The organism is Bacillus sp. OTU2372, from assembly GCF_038440275.1.
Taxonomy (GTDB): domain Bacteria; phylum Bacillota; class Bacilli; order Bacillales; family Cytobacillaceae; genus Neobacillus; species Neobacillus bataviensis_B.
Window position 1 is genome coordinate 152,506 of record NZ_JASATK010000003.1, and the last position, 18,706, is coordinate 171,211.

Annotated in this window: 12 protein-coding genes; 7 read left to right on the plus strand and 5 right to left on the minus strand. The window is 40.2% G+C overall.

The window, feature by feature from the left end:
* Positions 1-103 precede the first annotated feature (103 nt).
* On the plus strand, positions 104-628 hold the full coding sequence (locus AAHB15_RS08505) for a CBO0543 family protein (RefSeq protein ID WP_342042193.1): 525 nt from the start codon (positions 104-106) through the stop codon (positions 626-628).
* Positions 629-701: 73 nt separating this feature from the next.
* Here the strand turns inward: AAHB15_RS08505 and AAHB15_RS08510 are convergent, their stop codons facing one another.
* Together AAHB15_RS08510 and AAHB15_RS08515 are read right to left on the minus strand one after the other, a co-directional pair.
* Positions 702-2,186 (minus strand): sodium:solute symporter family protein, encoded by a 1,485-nt coding sequence (locus AAHB15_RS08510; RefSeq protein ID WP_342042194.1) that lies wholly within the window; start codon positions 2,184-2,186, stop codon positions 702-704.
* Positions 2,186-2,389: a DUF3311 domain-containing protein gene (locus tag AAHB15_RS08515; protein WP_342042195.1), complete on the minus strand. Its 204-nt coding sequence runs from the start codon at positions 2,387-2,389 to the stop codon at positions 2,186-2,188. Before AAHB15_RS08515 ends, AAHB15_RS08510 begins: the two co-directional genes overlap by 1 nt.
* A gap of 253 nt (positions 2,390-2,642) precedes the next feature.
* Between AAHB15_RS08515 and AAHB15_RS08520 the strand changes: the two genes are divergently transcribed.
* The 4 genes from AAHB15_RS08520 to AAHB15_RS08535 all read left to right on the plus strand — a co-directional run bounded on the left by AAHB15_RS08520 (position 2,643) and on the right by AAHB15_RS08535 (position 11,537).
* Entirely contained in the window at positions 2,643-3,254 is a 612-nt protein-coding gene (locus AAHB15_RS08520) for a TetR/AcrR family transcriptional regulator (protein WP_335572198.1), read from the plus strand.
* 13 nt (positions 3,255-3,267) lie between these two features.
* Positions 3,268-5,082, plus strand: coding sequence for an ATP-dependent zinc metalloprotease FtsH (ftsH, locus tag AAHB15_RS08525; RefSeq protein WP_342042196.1), 1,815 nt, complete (start codon positions 3,268-3,270; stop codon positions 5,080-5,082).
* Positions 5,083-5,344: 262 nt separating this feature from the next.
* Complete coding sequence (locus tag AAHB15_RS08530) at positions 5,345-10,423, plus strand: rhamnogalacturonan lyase family protein (RefSeq protein ID WP_446715850.1); 5,079 nt, start codon at positions 5,345-5,347, stop codon at positions 10,421-10,423.
* 163 nt (positions 10,424-10,586) lie between these two features.
* Entirely contained in the window at positions 10,587-11,537 is a 951-nt protein-coding gene (locus AAHB15_RS08535; RefSeq protein ID WP_255295281.1) for a ribose-phosphate diphosphokinase, read from the plus strand.
* Positions 11,538-11,580: 43 nt separating this feature from the next.
* Here AAHB15_RS08535 and AAHB15_RS08540 read toward each other — a convergent pair whose 3' ends face one another.
* The 3 genes from AAHB15_RS08540 to AAHB15_RS08550 all read right to left on the minus strand — a co-directional run bounded on the left by AAHB15_RS08540 (position 11,581) and on the right by AAHB15_RS08550 (position 16,887).
* Entirely contained in the window at positions 11,581-13,893 is a 2,313-nt protein-coding gene (locus AAHB15_RS08540; RefSeq protein ID WP_342042197.1) for a thiamine pyrophosphate-dependent enzyme, read from the minus strand.
* A 17-nt stretch (positions 13,894-13,910) separates the two neighbouring features.
* Positions 13,911-14,921: a 2-oxoacid:acceptor oxidoreductase family protein gene (locus tag AAHB15_RS08545; RefSeq protein ID WP_335572202.1), complete on the minus strand. Its 1,011-nt coding sequence runs from the start codon at positions 14,919-14,921 to the stop codon at positions 13,911-13,913.
* 385 nt (positions 14,922-15,306) lie between these two features.
* On the minus strand, positions 15,307-16,887 hold the full coding sequence (locus AAHB15_RS08550) for an acetolactate synthase large subunit (RefSeq protein ID WP_342042198.1): 1,581 nt from the start codon (positions 16,885-16,887) through the stop codon (positions 15,307-15,309).
* Positions 16,888-17,024: 137 nt separating this feature from the next.
* Between AAHB15_RS08550 and AAHB15_RS08555 the strand changes: the two genes are divergently transcribed.
* Together AAHB15_RS08555 and AAHB15_RS08560 are read left to right on the plus strand one after the other, a co-directional pair.
* On the plus strand, positions 17,025-17,660 hold the full coding sequence (locus tag AAHB15_RS08555; RefSeq protein ID WP_335572204.1) for a hypothetical protein: 636 nt from the start codon (positions 17,025-17,027) through the stop codon (positions 17,658-17,660).
* A gap of 58 nt (positions 17,661-17,718) precedes the next feature.
* On the plus strand, positions 17,719-18,648 hold the full coding sequence (locus AAHB15_RS08560; protein WP_342042199.1) for an aldo/keto reductase: 930 nt from the start codon (positions 17,719-17,721) through the stop codon (positions 18,646-18,648).
* Positions 18,649-18,706 lie beyond the last annotated feature (58 nt).

Consider the following 18,706-nt stretch of genomic DNA (forward strand, 5'->3'; position numbering starts at 1 on the left):
TAAAAGGTCAATAAGAAAATTTTTAAAAATAAGGGATAACTCTTCCTACATTGACTTGGAAAAATAGGAAAAACTAGAGAAAAAGTATAACGGAGTGTAATGAATGCTCATCGTTTATGTAGTAATTTTCCTATTGGCTGCAATTATATGGGGTGACTGGCGAAGATGGCGTCTTTATTATTCAACCATTTTATTTTTTATTGTCGGTGACCTTTTGAAAAACTTTTTATTTTATAACTACTGGTTATGGACTTACCAAGAGACCATGTTTGCAAAAAACATCCTCAAGAATCACACGATTATTAGCATTATGATCATGTTCATTGGCTATCCATCAACGATCTTGCTTTATTTAGGACGTTATCCGCAATCGAAATGGAAACAAGTTGGGTGGGTAACCTTTTGGATTTTTCTTTATTCAATATTAGAATACATAAATCTACGTTACTTGGATTTAATCAATCATCATCATGGCTGGACTATGACATGGTCAGTTTTATTTAATATTGTTATGTTTATCATGTTTAGAATACACTTTAAAAACCCCCTATTGGCGTGGGGGTTATCTATCATTTGGATCCTATTTTTGTTATATATGCATCCAATTCCGTTTGAGAAAATGAAATAGAGTATAAGCTGCAAGCAGTAAAACAAAAAAAGACCTAACTTTTCTGTAAAGAAAAGAAAGGTCTTTTTCGATGTTAAGCGTCCTTCTTCAAATGATTTTGATGTTGACCAAATAACTGATCTAGAATAGGGTTATTTTTAATCCTAGAAACAAACAACGGATTAAGTACAACCGTTACAACCACATTGGCCAACAATCCCCAGAATCCTTCATAGATACCGAAAGATTTTCCAGTCGCATAAACAGTGAAGGTAACCACTAAACCAACTAGTAACCCTGCTGTAGTGGCTTCTTTGGTTTGTTTTTTCCAAAAAAGACTAAACACAATTGCTGGGAAGATTTGGACCATACCGGATACCCCTAGTAATTGCAGCGATACGAGTGCGGAAGGGAACACCATTCCAAACACTAATGCTAGTCCAATAACTACAAACACCATACAACGAGTGACTAAAGTAAGTTTTGCCGGCTGGACGTTCGGATTAATTAAATCACGGTAGATGTTATTGGCAAACAGATTCGAAGCTCCGATTGCCATAATGGAACACGGAATCAGAGAGGCAAGGGCAATCGTTGAATAGGCTAAACCTTGGACGACGCCTCCATAAGAAACCTGAATCAAATTTAATAGAGCAAACCTTGGGTTCGTGCCCTCTGGAAGGACATGAAATGCTACAAAGCCAAGGAAAATCAGCAGGATTAAAACGATATTATATAATGGTAGAAATACAGCATTCTTCCGAAGCGCATCGGCACTTTTTGCAGTGAATACACCAGTGGCCGCATGGGCCCACATAAATAAGGCAAGCCCCGATACTAGTGAAGCCGTTAAAAACCATGGAATGCCTTTAGGACCTGATGTAGGGATCGTTAAGAGCTGTGGTGAATCGGTCGAAACCTTATCAATCATCGCTCCCCAGCTTCCAAAATGAATAATAGGAAGATTGACGACTAGAAATAACATGATAACCCAAACTAAAATGTCTTTAATAACGGCTGTATAGGTTGGACCCTTAATCCCACTGAAAAATGTAAATAGTGCTACTAAAAGGAAAGATACAATGACGACAACTTTTACATTGATGAATCCAGTTCCAGCAACCGTTAACGTATCTTGAATCCCTGCTAATTGCAAATCTATGTAAGGAATGAGCATTAACACACCTACAACAGCGATTAAGAAGGATAAAAACTTACTATTAAAACGCACCTTCGCATAATCGGCTAGAGTTGTGATTTTATGATTCTTTGAAAACTTCCAGAGTTTAGGAAGGAAAAAATAAGAAATAAAGTACGCGATAATGGTATAAGGAATGGCGAAGAAAGCAAGACTTCCGCCAGTATAAGCCGTACTAGTTAAACCTAAAAAGGTATAAGCTGTATAAAGGTCGGCGCCGACTAAAAACCAGACGAGTAAGGTCCCAAACCGTCTTCCGCCGACAGACCATTCTTCGACCGAGCTCCTGTTCGTTTTATCTCTCCCTGATAAAAAACCGATTAAGACAACCCCTAAAACGATGATTCCTGTGATTAACAAAGCTGTAAGATTTCCCTGCATTACTCAGCACTTCTTTCTGATTTTTGTAATTTGTAAATGGTAAAGGTACATAAAGGAGTGATTAGCATTCCGAAAAATAACCAAAACGCCAGGAAAGGTAGTCCAAAAATAATTGGTTGGATTCGGTTAACGAATGGAATTGCCGCTAGCATGAAAATAAACGGTACAACGGATAGTAAAACAATGATGGACTTTTTGCCCATTTTTATAACCCCCTGTCAATAAATTTTTTAACGAAAATAATAGTATCAATAATATCCAATTAAAACAACAAATTTTTAGAAAATAGGTAAAATTCATTTATATTGAAATACTTATTTTTTCTCACTAATGACCAAGCGGCATTCTCAATCATTGACAAGTGACACTTTGTCATATAGAATAGTTTCATAGTGACAGTTTGTCATATTAAATGTATCTACCTATAAATTGTGGTTACAATTGGAGGAGTAGCCTTTGCCCAAAATCACCTTTATAAATTTACCGGAAGAAAAAAAACAGACCCTGATCACAGCAATGAGAAAAGAGTTTTCAAGAGTTCCGTTATATGATGCTTCTATCTCCAATATCGTGAAATCTGCCAATATCCCACGCGGCAGCTTTTATCAATATTTTGAAGATAAAGAAGATGCCTTTTTCTTTCTATTAAATGATCTAGTCATTCATATTCGGAATAACTTTATTGTTTTACTAAAAAAATATGACGGGGATTTATTTCCAACCATGATTGAGTTCTATCAGCATATTATTATGGAAGAAGAGGATGTTCATTTTTTAAAAAATGCGTTCTTAAATATGACCTATAAAATCGAGTTATCTTTTTCAAAAATCTTTAAGGGCCAAGAACATAGTGGCAGCTTAAGTGATTTTCTTTTTAATCTTAATATGAATAACTTGAATATTACCAATCAAAAGGAATTGTTTCATCTCTTGCAAATCGTCTTTACCATCACACTAAGAAATGTCGTTGAAAAGTTTGCCAAGGATCTATCGAATCAAGAAGCTTTGGCTAATTATAAAATGGAAATGAATCTTCTAAAAAGTGGACTAATTCGGAAAGATTCATAATGGAGGAACAAACGTGAAACAAGTAAAACCACCAAAGAAGCCACTGATATTTTATTATGGAATAACAATTTTCATCATACTGCTATTAAATTCATTCATTTTTCCATTGATCACGAACCACTCAGTAAAGGAAGTCGATTATGGTACCTTCTTAACCATGGTGGACCAGGGCAAAGTGAAACAAGTCGAAATTGAAGATAACACGATAACGTTTAAATCCACTGGTTCAAAGCTTTATAAAACAGGGACGATTGAAGACCCACAATTAGTGGACCGTTTGCATAATGCAGATGTCAAATTTACAAAGGTAATTCCAAAAGAAACTTCGCCACTGTTAAATTTCATCCTGTCTTGGATTCTTCCATTCGTCATTTTTATTGCGATTGGACAATGGTTAATGAAAAAAATGCAAGGGAAGATGATGGGCGGCGGCGGTCCTTTATCCTTCGGAAAAAGCAATGCCAAAGTGTATGTTGAAACTGAAACAGGCATCACGTTTAAAGATGTCGCTGGGCAGGATGAAGCGAAAGAGGCGCTTCAGGAAATCGTTGACTTCCTTCATAATCCGAAAAAATATAAAGAAATTGGAGCGAATATTCCAAAGGGAGCGCTGTTAGTAGGACCTCCAGGAACAGGTAAAACACTCCTCGCCAAGGCTGTTGCAGGGGAATCTAAGGTTCCATTCTTCTCAATGTCGGGTTCTGAATTTGTCGAGATGTTTGTCGGTATGGGGGCTGCTAGAGTAAGAGACTTATTTAAACAAGCCCAAGAAAAAGCCCCATGTATTGTGTTTATTGATGAAATAGATGCCATCGGGAAAAGCCGTAATTCCGGTATGGCAGGTGGAAATGATGAACGGGAACAAACCTTGAACCAGCTGTTAACAGAAATGGATGGATTTGATGCCGATAAAGGTGTCGTTATTCTAGCCGCAACGAATAGACCGGAAACGCTTGATAAGGCGCTATTAAGACCTGGCCGATTTGACCGAAGAGTACCGGTTGAATTGCCTGACTTAAAAGGTCGTGAATCAATCCTTTACGTTCATGCCGCTAAGGTGAAATTAGCTGATGATGTTGACTTTAATGTGATTGCTAGGGCGACATCAGGAGCATCTGGTGCGGATTTAGCTAATATTATTAACGAGTCTGCCTTAAGAGCCGTGAGATTAGGACGGAATAAGGTAACTCAAAATGATTTAGAAGAGTCTGTTGAAGTAGTTATTGCCGGTTATCAGCGAAAAAATGCAGTTATTTCGATGAAGGATAAACTCACGATTTCTTACCATGAAATCGGCCATGCCTTGGTTGCGGCCAAACAGAGTCATTCGGCACCCGTTCATAAAATAACAATTATCCCAAGAACGTCTGGTGCTTTAGGTTATACCATGCAGGTAGATGAGCAGGAAACGGTCTTGATGTCGAAAGAGCAGGCCTTGGATAAAATCACTACTTATATGGGAGGACGTGCCGCTGAGGAAATAATTTTTAAAACGGTCACATCGGGGGCTTCGAATGATATTGAGCAAGCAACCAAGATTGCCAGAGCGATGGTTACTAGATTTGGTATGAGTGATGAATTTGATATGATGGCTCTAGAAACTGTCAATAATCCGTATTTAGGCGGAGATACTTCGTTAATGGTATCAGCGGAAACCGCAGCCAAAGTGGATGCCGAGATCCTTAAGATTATCAAATCTTGTCACCAAAAAGCGATTCGAATTTTAGAGGAAAATAAAGATAAACTGCATGAATTGACTAAATATCTATTAGAAAAAGAAACCATCACCGGCGACGAATTTATGTCGATATTAACGGTAAAGTCTTGATGGAAATGAGCCAAGGTAGAAACAACTACCTTGGCTTTTTGCGTATGGAAGCAGGATAAAAAGACTAGCTGAAACCAGTAGTATGTACTTATTTTTGTTTGGACCACTGATTTTTAAATTGAATAGTCTGAATTTTGTATATTCAGAAGGAAAAAGTTAGTTGTAAGATTACTATTGGAAGTGCTGCCAGAAAAAGGGGGTGGATAAATGAGTGAGTGAATGCATCAACACTAGTCTTGAAAGGAGAAAAGGAGGAAACTAGTTGACTATCAAAAGAAATGAAATGAAAAGGATGATGGCCATTATCCTTAGTTTTTTACTGATATTGGCATCTATCCCAGCTACTGCTCTACAAGTATCAGCAGCAGAAACCACATTATTGAAAAAGTTTGATTTTGGGACACCTTCTAGTCCAGTGAAAGAAGGTTACCTTCAAGTTTCTTCAGAGACTGCCTACTCGGCTGAAAAGGGGTATGGCTTTGCCGACCCCACTAAGGTATCTTCAGTCGACAGAAATACAGGGGACGAGGTAAAGTCTGACTTTATTACCACAAAGGAAACGTCCTTTAACGTGGATCTCCCAAACGGAGATTATACGGTTACTGTTGTTGCAGGAGATGAAAAGGAAGGAACCGAAGTCGGGATTAAGGCAGAAAATATTCAAAAGGTTCAAAATGCCACGATAGCAGCCGGCGAATATATGGAACGCAGCTTTGATATTGCCCTCGTTGATGGTCAATTAAACATCGATTTGACAGGAACGAATCCAAAACTAAATGGTTTGACTATTGAAAAACTTCCTGAAAGAGCGGCCGGAGAACTTCCAACGGTTTACATAGCGGGGGACTCAACGGTCCAAACCTATGATGAATATTGGAGACCGCAAGCTGGCTGGGGACAAATGATCTCCCGTTTTTTCAGCTCTGATATCACATTTAAAAACCATGCCATTGGAGGCCGAAGCACAAAAACTTTCATTAATGAGGGCAGATTGGATACGGTCTTAAGAGAAATTAAACCGAACGATTATTTCTTTATCCAGTTTGGTCATAATGATGCGACCATTAGTGTTCCAGAGCGGTATGCATCGGTTCCAGATTATAAAAATTATCTAAAAACATACATTAACGGTGCCCGCCAGCGCGGTGCGATTCCAATCCTTGTGACGCCAATGGGGAGACGTGACTTTAATCCAGACACTGCTAAGTTTAACGTCAGCTTCCCCGAATATGTACAGGGTATGAAGGAAGTAGCGGAAGAACTGAACGTTGATCTAGTGGATTTAAGCGCTCGAAGCGTAGCGTACTATGATTCCATTGGTCCTGAAGGCTCGCTTTCTGTTTTCCTTCATCTAGATTCAGGGATCTATACAGCATTTCCAAATGGATCCCAAGATAATACACACTTCCAAGAATATGGAGCCATCCAAATGGCACGGTTAATTTCGGAAGAAGTGAAAAAATTGGATATTTCTTTATCTTCTTATGTAACCGGGATTGAACCTCCTGCTAATGTACCTGCTAAACCTAGCAAACTGGTTGCAAGCAGCATAAGTAATGCCGGAGCATTGTTAACCTGGAACGTGGTTGAAGATACAGATATCTATAAGGTATATCGCAAGCTATCCACTTCAAGTGAATATTCGTTAATCGGCACTTCCACCATTCCTCGACTAAATGTTACAGGAATGGAAGAAGGAAAAACCTATGATTTAGTTGTATCTGCGGTGAATGGAAAAGGTGAATCGGAAAAATCAGATGCTGTACAGGTGACTACCAAAACAGCAACATTAAAATACGACTTCGGCTTAGCCGGTAATCCGATTGCGGAAGGTTATACTGGAGTAAACCTTTCTACTAAATATACAAAAGAAAAAGGCTATGGAATCGTCGATCCTACTGGTATGATCGGACGGGACCGGGGTACCGGGGGAGATCTGCTTCGAGATTGGCTAGGCTACTTTAATGTTGGCTGGAAATTTAATGTCGATCTGCCTAATGGACTTTATGCTGTAAAAGTATATGTGGGAGATTTCTCAGGCAGTGCTAGAACAACTCTTGGGATTGAAGGCCAGGATTATGGTACGATTTCTGCCCCTAAACAAAACTATACGACTAAGGTTGTTTCACAAGTATCTGTAAAGGATGGACAGATGAATTTTAGCTTTGGCGGTGCCACAGGAATTGTGAACGGTGTGGATATTACACCGATTTTACTGGCTCCATCAGAACTAAAAGTCGAAGAGCAGTCTTTGGATGTTAACCAGCCGATTGTAACCCTCTCATGGAAAGGCGCCCAGGATGCGGTAAAATACAATGTTTACCGTAAGATTGCCGGTACAAAGGATTTTGTGTTATTAGGCAGCACTAACAGTAATTCCTATAAAGATACTACGGTTGATGTAGGTTTAGAGTATCAATATGCAGCAACAACGATTGACAATGCCAATGTTGAAACAGTCCCTTCCATGCCACTAGATGTACGAATGATAGATCCATCGCAGCCAGTACCAGCTAAACCTAGCAATCTTAAGGTTGGAAAGGTGAATAAAAATGATTTGACTTTTAGCTGGGATCAAGTTGAGAGTGCGGTTAGTTATAATGTATATCGTTCGAAAAAGCAGGACGGCACGTACCAACTAATTGGTAAATCGAAAGGTGTTTCTTATAAAGATGAAACCGTTTTGACGACGATTCCTTATTTTTATAAAGTGGCAGCCGTGAATGCAGGAGGTATCTCGGAACTCTCTGATATTCTTGAAACCCCAGCAGTAACAGTATTAAAGCGGCAAATGGAAGATATCGACCGGGCCCCAGTATCCATTAAAACAGATGATGGAGTCTATGTAAGCTGGAGAATGCTTGGTATTGATCCTGCTGACATTAGCTTTAACGTCTATCGTGACGGTAAAAAAATTAATGTCAAGCCAATTACTTCGAGTACCAACTATGTAGATAAAGATGGTAAGGCTGATTCTGTTTATGAGATCCGTGCAATTGTAAATGGTAAGGAAAGAAAATCACAGGAAAAAACGAAGGTTCTGAATAAAAATTACATGGATATCCCGCTTAAAAAACCACAGGATGGTGTTACACCACTCGGTGATCCCTATACCTACCGGGCAAATGATGCGAGTGTAGGGGACTTAGACGGTGATGGTCAATATGAATTAGTTCTAAAATGGGATCCTTCCAATTCTAAGGATAATTCCCAATCAGGCTATACTGGAAATGTATATGTGGATGCGTATGAGATGGATGGTACCTTTAAGTGGCGGATTGATTTAGGGAAAAATATTCGTGCCGGGGCTCACTATTCACCATTCTTGGTGTACGATTTTGATGGAGATGGAAAAGCGGAGGTTGTTTTTAAAACGGCTGATGGAACCATTGATGGAAAAGGAACCGTTATTGGCAGAGAAGACGCGGATCATCGCAATAGCACCGGTTATGTTCTCCAAGGTTCTGAGTATTTGACTGTTTTTGAAGGAGAAACAGGAAAAGCCTTGACTACAACTGATTATGATCCGCCGCGCGGTGATGTTTCCTCATGGGGAGATTCCTATGGGAACCGTGTCGACCGCTTCCTGGCTGGAGTCGCTTATTTAGATGGTGAACATCCAAGTATTATTATGGCACGCGGTTATTATACAAGAACCGTTCTTGCTGCCTATACTTGGAAAAATGGAAAGCTGACAAAGCAATGGGTTTTCGATTCCAATGATGAAGGTAATGGCGATTATGCCGGTCAGGGATACCATACTTTAAGTGTCGCAGATATTGATAAGGATGGTAAGGATGAAGTTGTTTACGGTCAAATGGTTGTAGATGATGATGGAAAGGGCCTATATACCACTGGTTTAGGTCATGGCGACGCCCTTCATGTCGGGGATTTCATTCCTGATCGTCCTGGACTTGAAGTTTTCGGAGTCCAAGAACATACAGATGCCCCATATGGCTATGATATGCGTGATGCGGAAACTGGCCAAATCCTTTGGGGAGTCAAAACGGGTCAGGATACAGGCCGTGGTCTTACAGCTGACATCGACCCTAGATATAAAGGTGAAGAGGCATGGGCCATTTCTGGTGAATGGAACAGTCGTGTTGGTGGACTTTATTCGGCAGAAGGTGAAAAAATATCCGAAAACATCCCAACGAGCAACTTCGCCATTTGGTGGGACGGTGACTTACAACGTGAATTAGTGGACCATAAATGGGATGCAGACAAAGGAACGGGTGTGGGTACGATTGATAAATGGGATTATAAGAATAATAAATTAGTAAATCTGCTTACCGCGGATGGAACACTCTCCAATAATTCAACTAAGGGAAATCCTGTGCTTCAGGCAGACTTATTTGGTGACTGGAGAGAAGAGGTTATTTGGAGGACTGAGGATAGCGGCTCATTACGCGTTTATATGACATCGGAAGAAACCGAACATAGAATATACACCTTGATGCATGACCCACAATATAGACTATCCGTTGCATGGCAAAATATCGGTTATAACCAGCCGCCGCATGCTAACTTCTTCATCGGCGAAGGTATGGCGCCACCGCCGGTTCCAAGTATTGATGTGGTCGAAAGAAAAGATGCTACAGCCCCGGAAACTGAGCATGAAGTGGTTGGCGAAGAAAAGGACGGCTGGTACAATAAGCCTGTAACCGTCAATCTGTCTGCTGACGACTATGAGTTCGGTTCTGGCGTTGGCGCAACTTATTACTCACTAAATGGTGCGGCACAACAGAGTGGTACAACTGCAAAAATTGAAAAAGACGGCAAGTATATTTTACAGTACTGGAGTATTGATAAGGCAGGAAACATCGAGACGAAGAAATCGGTAAGCATTAATTTGGATCAGACTGGACCTGAAATCAACTTCTCCGTGAAAGACGGCACCGAGTTTGGAGTTGACCAGCAAGTCACGGTTAAATGTGAAGCATTAGATCCTTTATCCGGTAATGCAACTTCTACCTGTAAGGATGTATCTGCCCCTGCTTATGAGCTGGGATTAGGAAATCATTCCTTTATTGCAGAGGCTGCTGATAAGGCTGGTAACGAGTCTAGCAAATCCATTAATATTACTGTTTTTGTTAGCTATGATAATTTAGGAAACTTAACAGACCAGTTCCTAACTGAAGCAGGCGGAAATACCGATATTGTCACTTCTTTAAAAACAAAACTGGCTGCTGCCAAAGCATCAGAGGAAAAAGGAAATAACGTTGCTAGAAATGGACAGATGCAAGCTTTTATCAATGAGGTGAAAGCGAAAGGAGAAAAAGATTTCACAGAGAAACAAGTTCAAATCCTAGCGAAATTAGCAGAGTCTTTAATGAAATAAACTAAGTTTGTTTTGCCCAAGGGTGCTGTCTTTTTTCAGTGCTCTTGTTTTTTTTCTATTTTTTTTAAGTACAAAATCTACCCTGATCTCATTTATTCATGTAGAATAGGATAATGGACATGCGTTAATAATGAATCAATAAACAAATTTTGGGGGATCAAAGGTGACATATCAACTGAAGAAGAGCTTTAAAATGTTTTCATTAAATTCGAATCGTGAGTTAGCTAATGAGATGGCTAAGCTTTTGGGCTGTGAACTAGGAAAGAGCTCTAGCACTCAATTTAGTGATGGTGAAATTCAAGTTAATATTGAAGAAAGTGTTAGGGGTAATGATGTATTTTTGGTGCAATCAACTTCACAACCCATTAATGACAATATTATGGAGCTTCTCGTAATGGTGGATGCTTTGAAAAGAGCTTCAGCCGGTATGATCAACGTTGTTATACCTTACTATGGCTATGCTCGTCAAGACCGTACAGCTAGACCGCGTGAGCCTATTACAGCGAAATTAGTTGCAAGACTTTTAGAAACAGCCGGTACTACTAGAGTCCTGACAATGGACCTTCATGCGCCGCAAGTACAGGGATTTTTTGACATCCCGGTTGATCACCTTATAGCCAATCCAATCCTAGGAAATTATTTTGAGAAAAAAGGCTTAGAGGATGTTGTTGTAGTTGCTCCTCATAATGGTGCCGTTATTAGAGCTAGAAAGTTAGCGAGTATTTTAGATGCTCCAATTGCCCTAATTGATCGAAGACAGGAAGAATCTGGGGAATCTGAGATTATGAATGTTATTGGGAATATCGAAGGTAAAAATGCGATAATTGTCGATGATTTAATTAATACGGGTGGAACTATTACTTTGGCTGCTAATGCTCTAATGGAGAGAGGAGCAGAGACGGTTTATGCATGCTGTACTCATCCTGTATTCTCTGCGGATGCGATTAGTAAGATTGAGTCTTCTCCAATTAAAGAATTAGTCGTAACCAATACGATTCAAATGCCGGAGGAGCAGCGAATCGATAAAATCACCACTTTATCCGTTGCCCCATTGTTAGCGGAAGCTGTTGAACGGATTCATAATGAAAAAGCAGTAAGTCCGTTGTTTGAATAGAAAGATCCCGCTGTGAGAGAGTTCACAGCGGGATCTTTTAAGTTTACAGATATGGACTTTCGTGCTTCGCCTTTAGTTTCATCCAGCGGCGTTCTACTTCTTCATCAAACATTTTCAATAAGTCTTGGCTGTCTTCTTTTAACAGATGTTTGGTTTTTCCCATCAACTTCAGCCAATCAGTAACAGGTAATCGTTTGTTCTTAGCCTCAGGATCGTAGGTGATCGTGGTAATTCCGTTTTCAACCTCATAGAGAGGGAAGAAGCAGGAATTAACCGCAGCCTCGACAATCGACTGGCCTAATTCATCTTTCGATTTCCAGTTTAAAGGGCAGGTAATTAAAATCTTTCCGTAAACTAAGCCTTCATTATTGGCATACCATTGGGCTTTCGCAGCCTTTTTTAAAAGATCTCGGTCAAATGCTTCCGTTCCCGTGAAGACATATGGGATATGAGTCGCAGCCATAATTTGCGCTGTGTCCTTGTGGTGGAAAGGTTTTCCTTTTTGGAATTTCCCAACACTTGAAGTGCTTGTCATGTGACCCATAGGCGTCGAATAGGATAACTGGCTGCCTGTATTCATATAACCCTCGTTATCGTACTCAAGAATAATCATTTTATGATTTCGAAGTGCCGTTCCGATTGCAGGGCCCATCCCGATATCCATTCCTCCGTCACCGGTGACCATGACAAAGGTAAAATCGTCAGAGAGACCCAGTTCATCTAATTCACCGCGGCGTTTTCGCTCATGGAACATTTCAACCAGTCCAGATAATGTTGCCGAACCATTTTGAAAGAGATTATGAATATAGGTTGCTTTGTGAGAACTGTAAGGGAATCCGGTTGTTACAACCATCGCACATCCTGTATGGAATAGCGCCACGATATCTCCTTCAATTCCTTTGAAAAACAACTCTAATCCTGAGAATATTCCGCATCCTGGGCATGCTCCGTGTCCCGAAGCCAAGCGTTTCGGTTTTTTCGTTAAGCTCCTTAATGGAGGGATTTTTACTTTTAATTCTCCTGTTTTTTCGTCAGGAGTTACGGTTATAAGACCTGTATTAAGGTCTTCTTTTTTCATTGGATTTAAGACGCGTTTTGGAGCAAATTCCAGTTTACCTGGATTATGGCCAAAATAGTCGAATGGCTTCTCAACGAAACCTTTTTCAGCAGCCTCTTGAGCTAATTGGAAAAAAGTTTCAGCTTCATCTGCATAGAAGTCTTTGCCGCCCAATCCGTACACACGGTTTACTACTTTCGTATGGCTGTTTCCAACGGTTTGAAGTGCAGCTCTTACTTCGAGGGCCATATTTCCGCCATGTGCACCGTAAGAATCTGCACGGTCACCAACTGTAACCGCTTTAACATTTTTTAGTGCTTCGGCTAACTTTTGCTGCGGGAATGGACGAATCATATTTGGGGAGATGACCCCAGCTTTGATTCCTTGTGCACGAAGTTTGTCAGCCACATCTTTACATACTTCAGCAGCTGAATTCAGCATGAATACGGCAAGCTCCGCATCATCCATTCGGTACAAATCTAGAACAGGATATTCCCGGCCGGTTAACTCCTCATATTCGTGGGAAATTCTTTCGAAAACCTGCTCTGCCTTATACATCGCTACTGACTGTTGATAGCAGTTATTTATATAATCAGGTTCATTCATATAGGGGCCGATTGTGACAGGATTCTCACGGTCCAACGCATGAGGGAAGTTCCTTGGCGGCTCGCCAATAAATTTTTGAACATCCGCTCTATGCTTCACGACCTGAACCCGCCGTTTTTGGTGAGAGGTGAAATAACCGTCGAAAGAGACGATGACCGGAAGGCGAACTTCAGGATCTTCTGCTAGTTTAATAGCAATAATGTTCATATCATAGACGATTTGAGGATCACGGGCCATTAAAATCGGCCAGCCTGTATTTAAGGCGAAATAAAGATCGGAATGATCGCCATGAATATTTAAAGGGCCAGACACAGAGCGGTTGACCAAATTCAATACCATTGGAAAACGGGTACCGGATTGAACAGGGAGCTGCTCTAACATATATAAAAAGCCATTGGCACTCGTCGCGTTAAATACACGTCCGCCCCCAGTTGACGCACCGTAACAAATACCTGCAGAGCCATGTTCACCGTCAGCAGGAATTAACACGATATCATGTTCACCTTTTGCTTTCATTCCATCAAGGAACTGTGCAACCTCGGTCGAAGGAGAGATCGGATAATAGCCCATTACATGATAATTTATTTGATGGGCCGCATAGGCCGCCATTTCATTACCAGATTCAAACACTATACTTTGTTCAATTGTTCCTTTTGGAACGGTTATATTTTCTTGGTTTATTTCGATGGACATAAATTCCCGCCCTTTCCTTAGTTTCGAATCGCTAGATCAAATAAATGAGGTACACGGTTTTTGTCTGCGTAGCCGTCATTATATTCCCGCTCACTTGATAGAGCGTCAACAGGACAAGCATGAACGCACTTTAAGCAGCCCTTACAATATTGATAATCAATCCCTTGCAGGAACATTTGCGGCCGGCCCCGTTTATCTTCCTTTTCTTCCCAAACAAAACAAAAGTCAGGGCAAGCGGTATCGCAGGCTGCACAATTAATACATTTATCTTCATGAAAATGTGGCAGCATTCCGGCACGGGATATACTCAAGTCCTTTAAGATACTGTTTCCTGGATTGATGATCGTCCCGCCAATTGTCTGAGTTTCGTAACCGAGCAGTGGTTCTGCGCGTTTAAATGGTTTTAGGGTTGTCTTTTCATCTATTAGGTAGGTTTGGAATTCAACTTCATTAAAACCACGATCAAAGGTACGAATGTTTGGTTCGACTAAGTGTGGGTATTTCTTTTCGAAGGTGCGGTGAATGGTCTGTCTCATCGACTCTGGGTCTAAGAAATTCAAAATTCGGTAGAGTGCCCCTAACATGGCAGTATTGGCTTTGGTTTGTTCTTCGAGGGCAATCCCTGTTGCATCAACGATAGCGATGGTTCCGCCAGGGATTTTCATTGCATGTTTGAGTTCGTCAGGAGTTTTTTGTGAGTTCACTAAGATGGTGCTATCGGGGTAAATCCCACTGGTACAATCAATGGTTTTGAAAAGGGCATCATGGAAAATGCCGACTACATGTGGACGTTCAATTGGTGTCGTGTCCCGTATATTCGTTTCTGGGTCACAAAAACGAATGTGTGCTTTTACAGGCGATCCTTTTTTCTCGGATCCATATGATGAAAAACCGACTCCATTGAGTCCGTTTCCAACAACTCCATCCTCAGAAAGCATCTTTCCGGCCAAATTGGCTCCTAAACCGCCAATGGATTCAAGTCGGATTTCAAAGAAACCTAATTCATTCACTTTTGGTAATCTTGACAACAAGCACTCCTCCAATCGGTTAGAACACCAACAATTAGAATTTTATAAATTTTCTATAAATTCTATGATTTTATTGTAACAGGATGCAAAATTAGTTACAACAGAATTTTTATTATAAAAATGTAACAGGCTTTTCTTGGCGATATAGTCAAGAAAAGTAAGAAAGTTGTAGGAATCAGTTACAATTTTCTGAACCGTTGATATAGTACAGTTTAGTTTGTTCTATAACAAAAAAGCAATACCTGTAACCGACATGGTTATGAGTACTGCCTTTTTCTTGTTTATTTGTTTTGTAACTTTGTAACTTTCCAAAATATAAAAAGTTACATTCCCTAAGATAAGACTTTCTATCTACATATTCTGGGAAGTATACCATATTCCAGGCTTACTGGGGATTTTGTGTGACAAGGTCGATTAGCACGATTTCTTGTTGCGGTTCTTTAAGAATGATTTCCAGTTCGGCTAATGTTTTAGGCCTGATTCCTTTAACTCCGAAGCTTTGGGCGAGCTGGACAAAATCTGGGTTTTGGAAGGTTACTCCGTAGGTGTTCCCAAACTTTTTGTTCATTTGTTTTACTTCAAGTTTTAACATCGAATCGTCCAAAACAATAATGGTAAACGAGAGACCCAGACGCTTAGCGGTCTCGAGTTCAGCAAAATTCATGAGAGCGCCGCCGTCACCGGTAATACATATAACAGGGTCATTAGTGCAGGCCAGTTTTGCCCCGATTGAACCTGGGATGGCAATCCCCATGGTGGCCAGTCCATTTGACATGATTAACCGGTCCGGTTTTTTAGGCTGATAGGTTTTGGCGATAGATACTTTATGGGCACCGACATCGGAAATGACAATCGTGTTCTCGGGAGTATATTTTTCAATTAGGTGAAGAACATTCTCAATGTTCAGTGATTCTTGTTGGTTTTGGTTTATTTGATAGGTTGTTTTAATTTGAGCTTGCAGGTCACCTGATGGCAGCCAGGATTTAACCGTTATTTCTGCTTGGTTTAGGGCTTCAAGTGTCTTCTTTATATTTCCGACAAGCTCACACTGAACCGGGTAATATTCATTTACTTCTGCTGGCAATGGATCAATATGTAAAACTGGGAGTTTGTTTTTATTCCAAGCATTTGGCAGCTGTTCGACAAAATCAAAGCCGATGACAATTAAAAGGTCGGCTTCATTTATACCAGCAAGAACAGCGTCGTTTTCTTTGAACCCGAATGTGAAAAAATTCTGTTGGTGTTCTGGTGGTAAAATCCCTTTTGCCATAAAACTGTGAGTGGCAGGAGATTGAAGGCTGTTGTTAAAGTTTATAAGCTCTTGGACAGCCTCTTGTCGGATTACACCATTTCCTATAATAATGAAGGGTTTAGTATATTTTTGAATAAGTTCCTTGGCAGTGTTTAGTGATTCTGCATCCGGAACTGTTTCAGGTGTTGGCGTAACCGGTAAAGGCGTATTTGCAATCTGTTCGGCCGCAAAGTTTTCTGGCAGGGTGATCGCAACTGAACCTGGTTTCTCCATAAGTGCAAGTCTGAAAGCTTTTCGGATCACCGCCGGAACCATTTTGGGATCTTGGATTTGTGTGCTCCATTTTGTTGCAGGTTCTAGTAGTTTGACAATATCCATATATTGATGTGATTCACCATGCTGGCGTTCAATCCCAGCCTGACCAATTAAGGCTACTAACGGGGAATGGTCAAGTTGAGCGCTTGCGATGCCTGTAACGAGGTTAGCAGCACCTGGCCCAAGTGTTGATAAACAGACGCCTGCCTTTTTTGATAATCTTCCGTAGACATCAGCAATAAAGGCCGCGCCTTGTTCGTGCCTGACATTAACATATTGTATCTTTGTTGATTTTGAAAGGGAATCGGCTAGATCGAGTGTCTCGGTGCCGACTATTCCAAAAATGTATTCAACCCCTTCATTTTCTAAGCATTGTACAAGTGTATCGGTTAGTTTCATGTTGTCCTCCTAATAGAAAAGGAATTAATATAAGTAGTTTTAGCTAAATTGTGAGTAATCATAAGCTGTGAGCCAATATCGTACAGCCCGATTAGTGTTACAATATAAGGAAAAAGGGAAGAAAGGCTGGATAATTAGTGAACAAAAATTATGTCTGGTATGCAAGTTATGGTTCAAATATTAATACTGATCGTTTTTTATGTTACATAAAAGGGGGTAAACCAGAAGGCTCTACAAAGATGGAGACAGGATGCAAAGATCCCTCGCTTCCAGTAGCTTCGTCCACTTTTACCATGAATTTTCCCCTTTACTTTGCAAAAGAGGCAGCAAAATGGGAATCACAAGGGGTGGCGTTTCTTGGGTTAACCCAAGATCCCAGTTATGTTACATATAGTAAGAAATACTTAATCACTTTGGAGCAGTTTATAGATGTAGTTAGTCAGGAAAATAACGGAATAGATTTTATGGTTGATTTAAATGAGGTTATCAAAAAGGGTTCGAAAGTATTCCGCCGCAATGCCTTGTACGGGAACATTTTATATTTAGGGGAGGAAAAGGGTTATCCAATTTTTACGTTTACTGCATCGTGGGATGTCAATGATATCGAATGCAAAAAGCCTTCACATGCTTATTTAGCAACGATTATAAAAGGTTTAAAAGAGGATTATTCCAATGAAGAAATCTATCTTTATTTTCAAAATAAACAAGGCATTAAGGGTAAATATACTGAGGCTGAATTAAGGAGTCTGATTTTTTTAAAGTCTTTCACTTAGTCTATTTATCCAATGTTTGTTATCATAAAAATATGTAAAATAAGGAGATGATTGGTAAATGTCAAATCAAGTTCGTATTGGAAAAACCGATTTATATGTCAATCCGATTGGTCTGGGCACCAATGCTGTAGGTGGTCACAATCTATTCCCAAACCTTGACGAAGAAGCGGGCAGGGAATTAGTTCGTAACGGACTCGCGAACGGGATTAATTTCTTGGATACCGCTTTTATCTACGGTCCAAAACGTTCTGAAGAGATTATTGGGGAAGTTGTAAAAGAAAACGGCAGTCGTTCGGAGATTGTCATCGCTACTAAAGCAGCCCATAAATTCGTCGGAAAAGACATCGTCCTTGATAATTCTCCAGCCTTTTTAAAACAAGCCGTTGAAGAGAGCTTACAGCGGCTGCAAACAGATTACATAGATTTATTTTATATCCATTTTCCTGACCAAGATACACCGAAGGATGAAGCGGTAGGGGCATTAAAACAATTGAAGGATGAAGGGAAGATTAGAGCCATCGGGGTTTCTAATTTTTCCATTGAGCAGTTGAAAGAGGCCAATAAGGATGGATATGTTGATGTGTACCAAGGTGAATATAATTTACTAAGCCGTGAAGCGGAGAGGGAATTGTTTCCTTACGTCAACAACAATCGAATCTCCTTTATCCCGTACTTCCCCCTCGCCTCTGGTTTATTGACAGGTAAATATGATAAGAACACGAATCTAGAAGAAAAGCGCGGGAAGTTTTTCAAAAAGGAGTTTTTCGAAGATACACTTGAAAGAGTGGAGCGCATTCGCAAAATTGCCAATGCAAAGGGGGCAGAAGTAACACATATTGTTCTTGCGTGGTATTTGACCCGCGAGGCTATTGATGTTATCATCCCAGGAGCAAAAAGGGCAGAACATGTACTCCATAATCTTAAAACATTGGAGATCCAGTTAACTAATGATGAAATTAAAGAAATTGACCAAATTTTCCAATCTTAAATAATTAGTGATGAGATTTTTGTCTCATCACTTTTTTATTTGTCGCAATGTAATTACT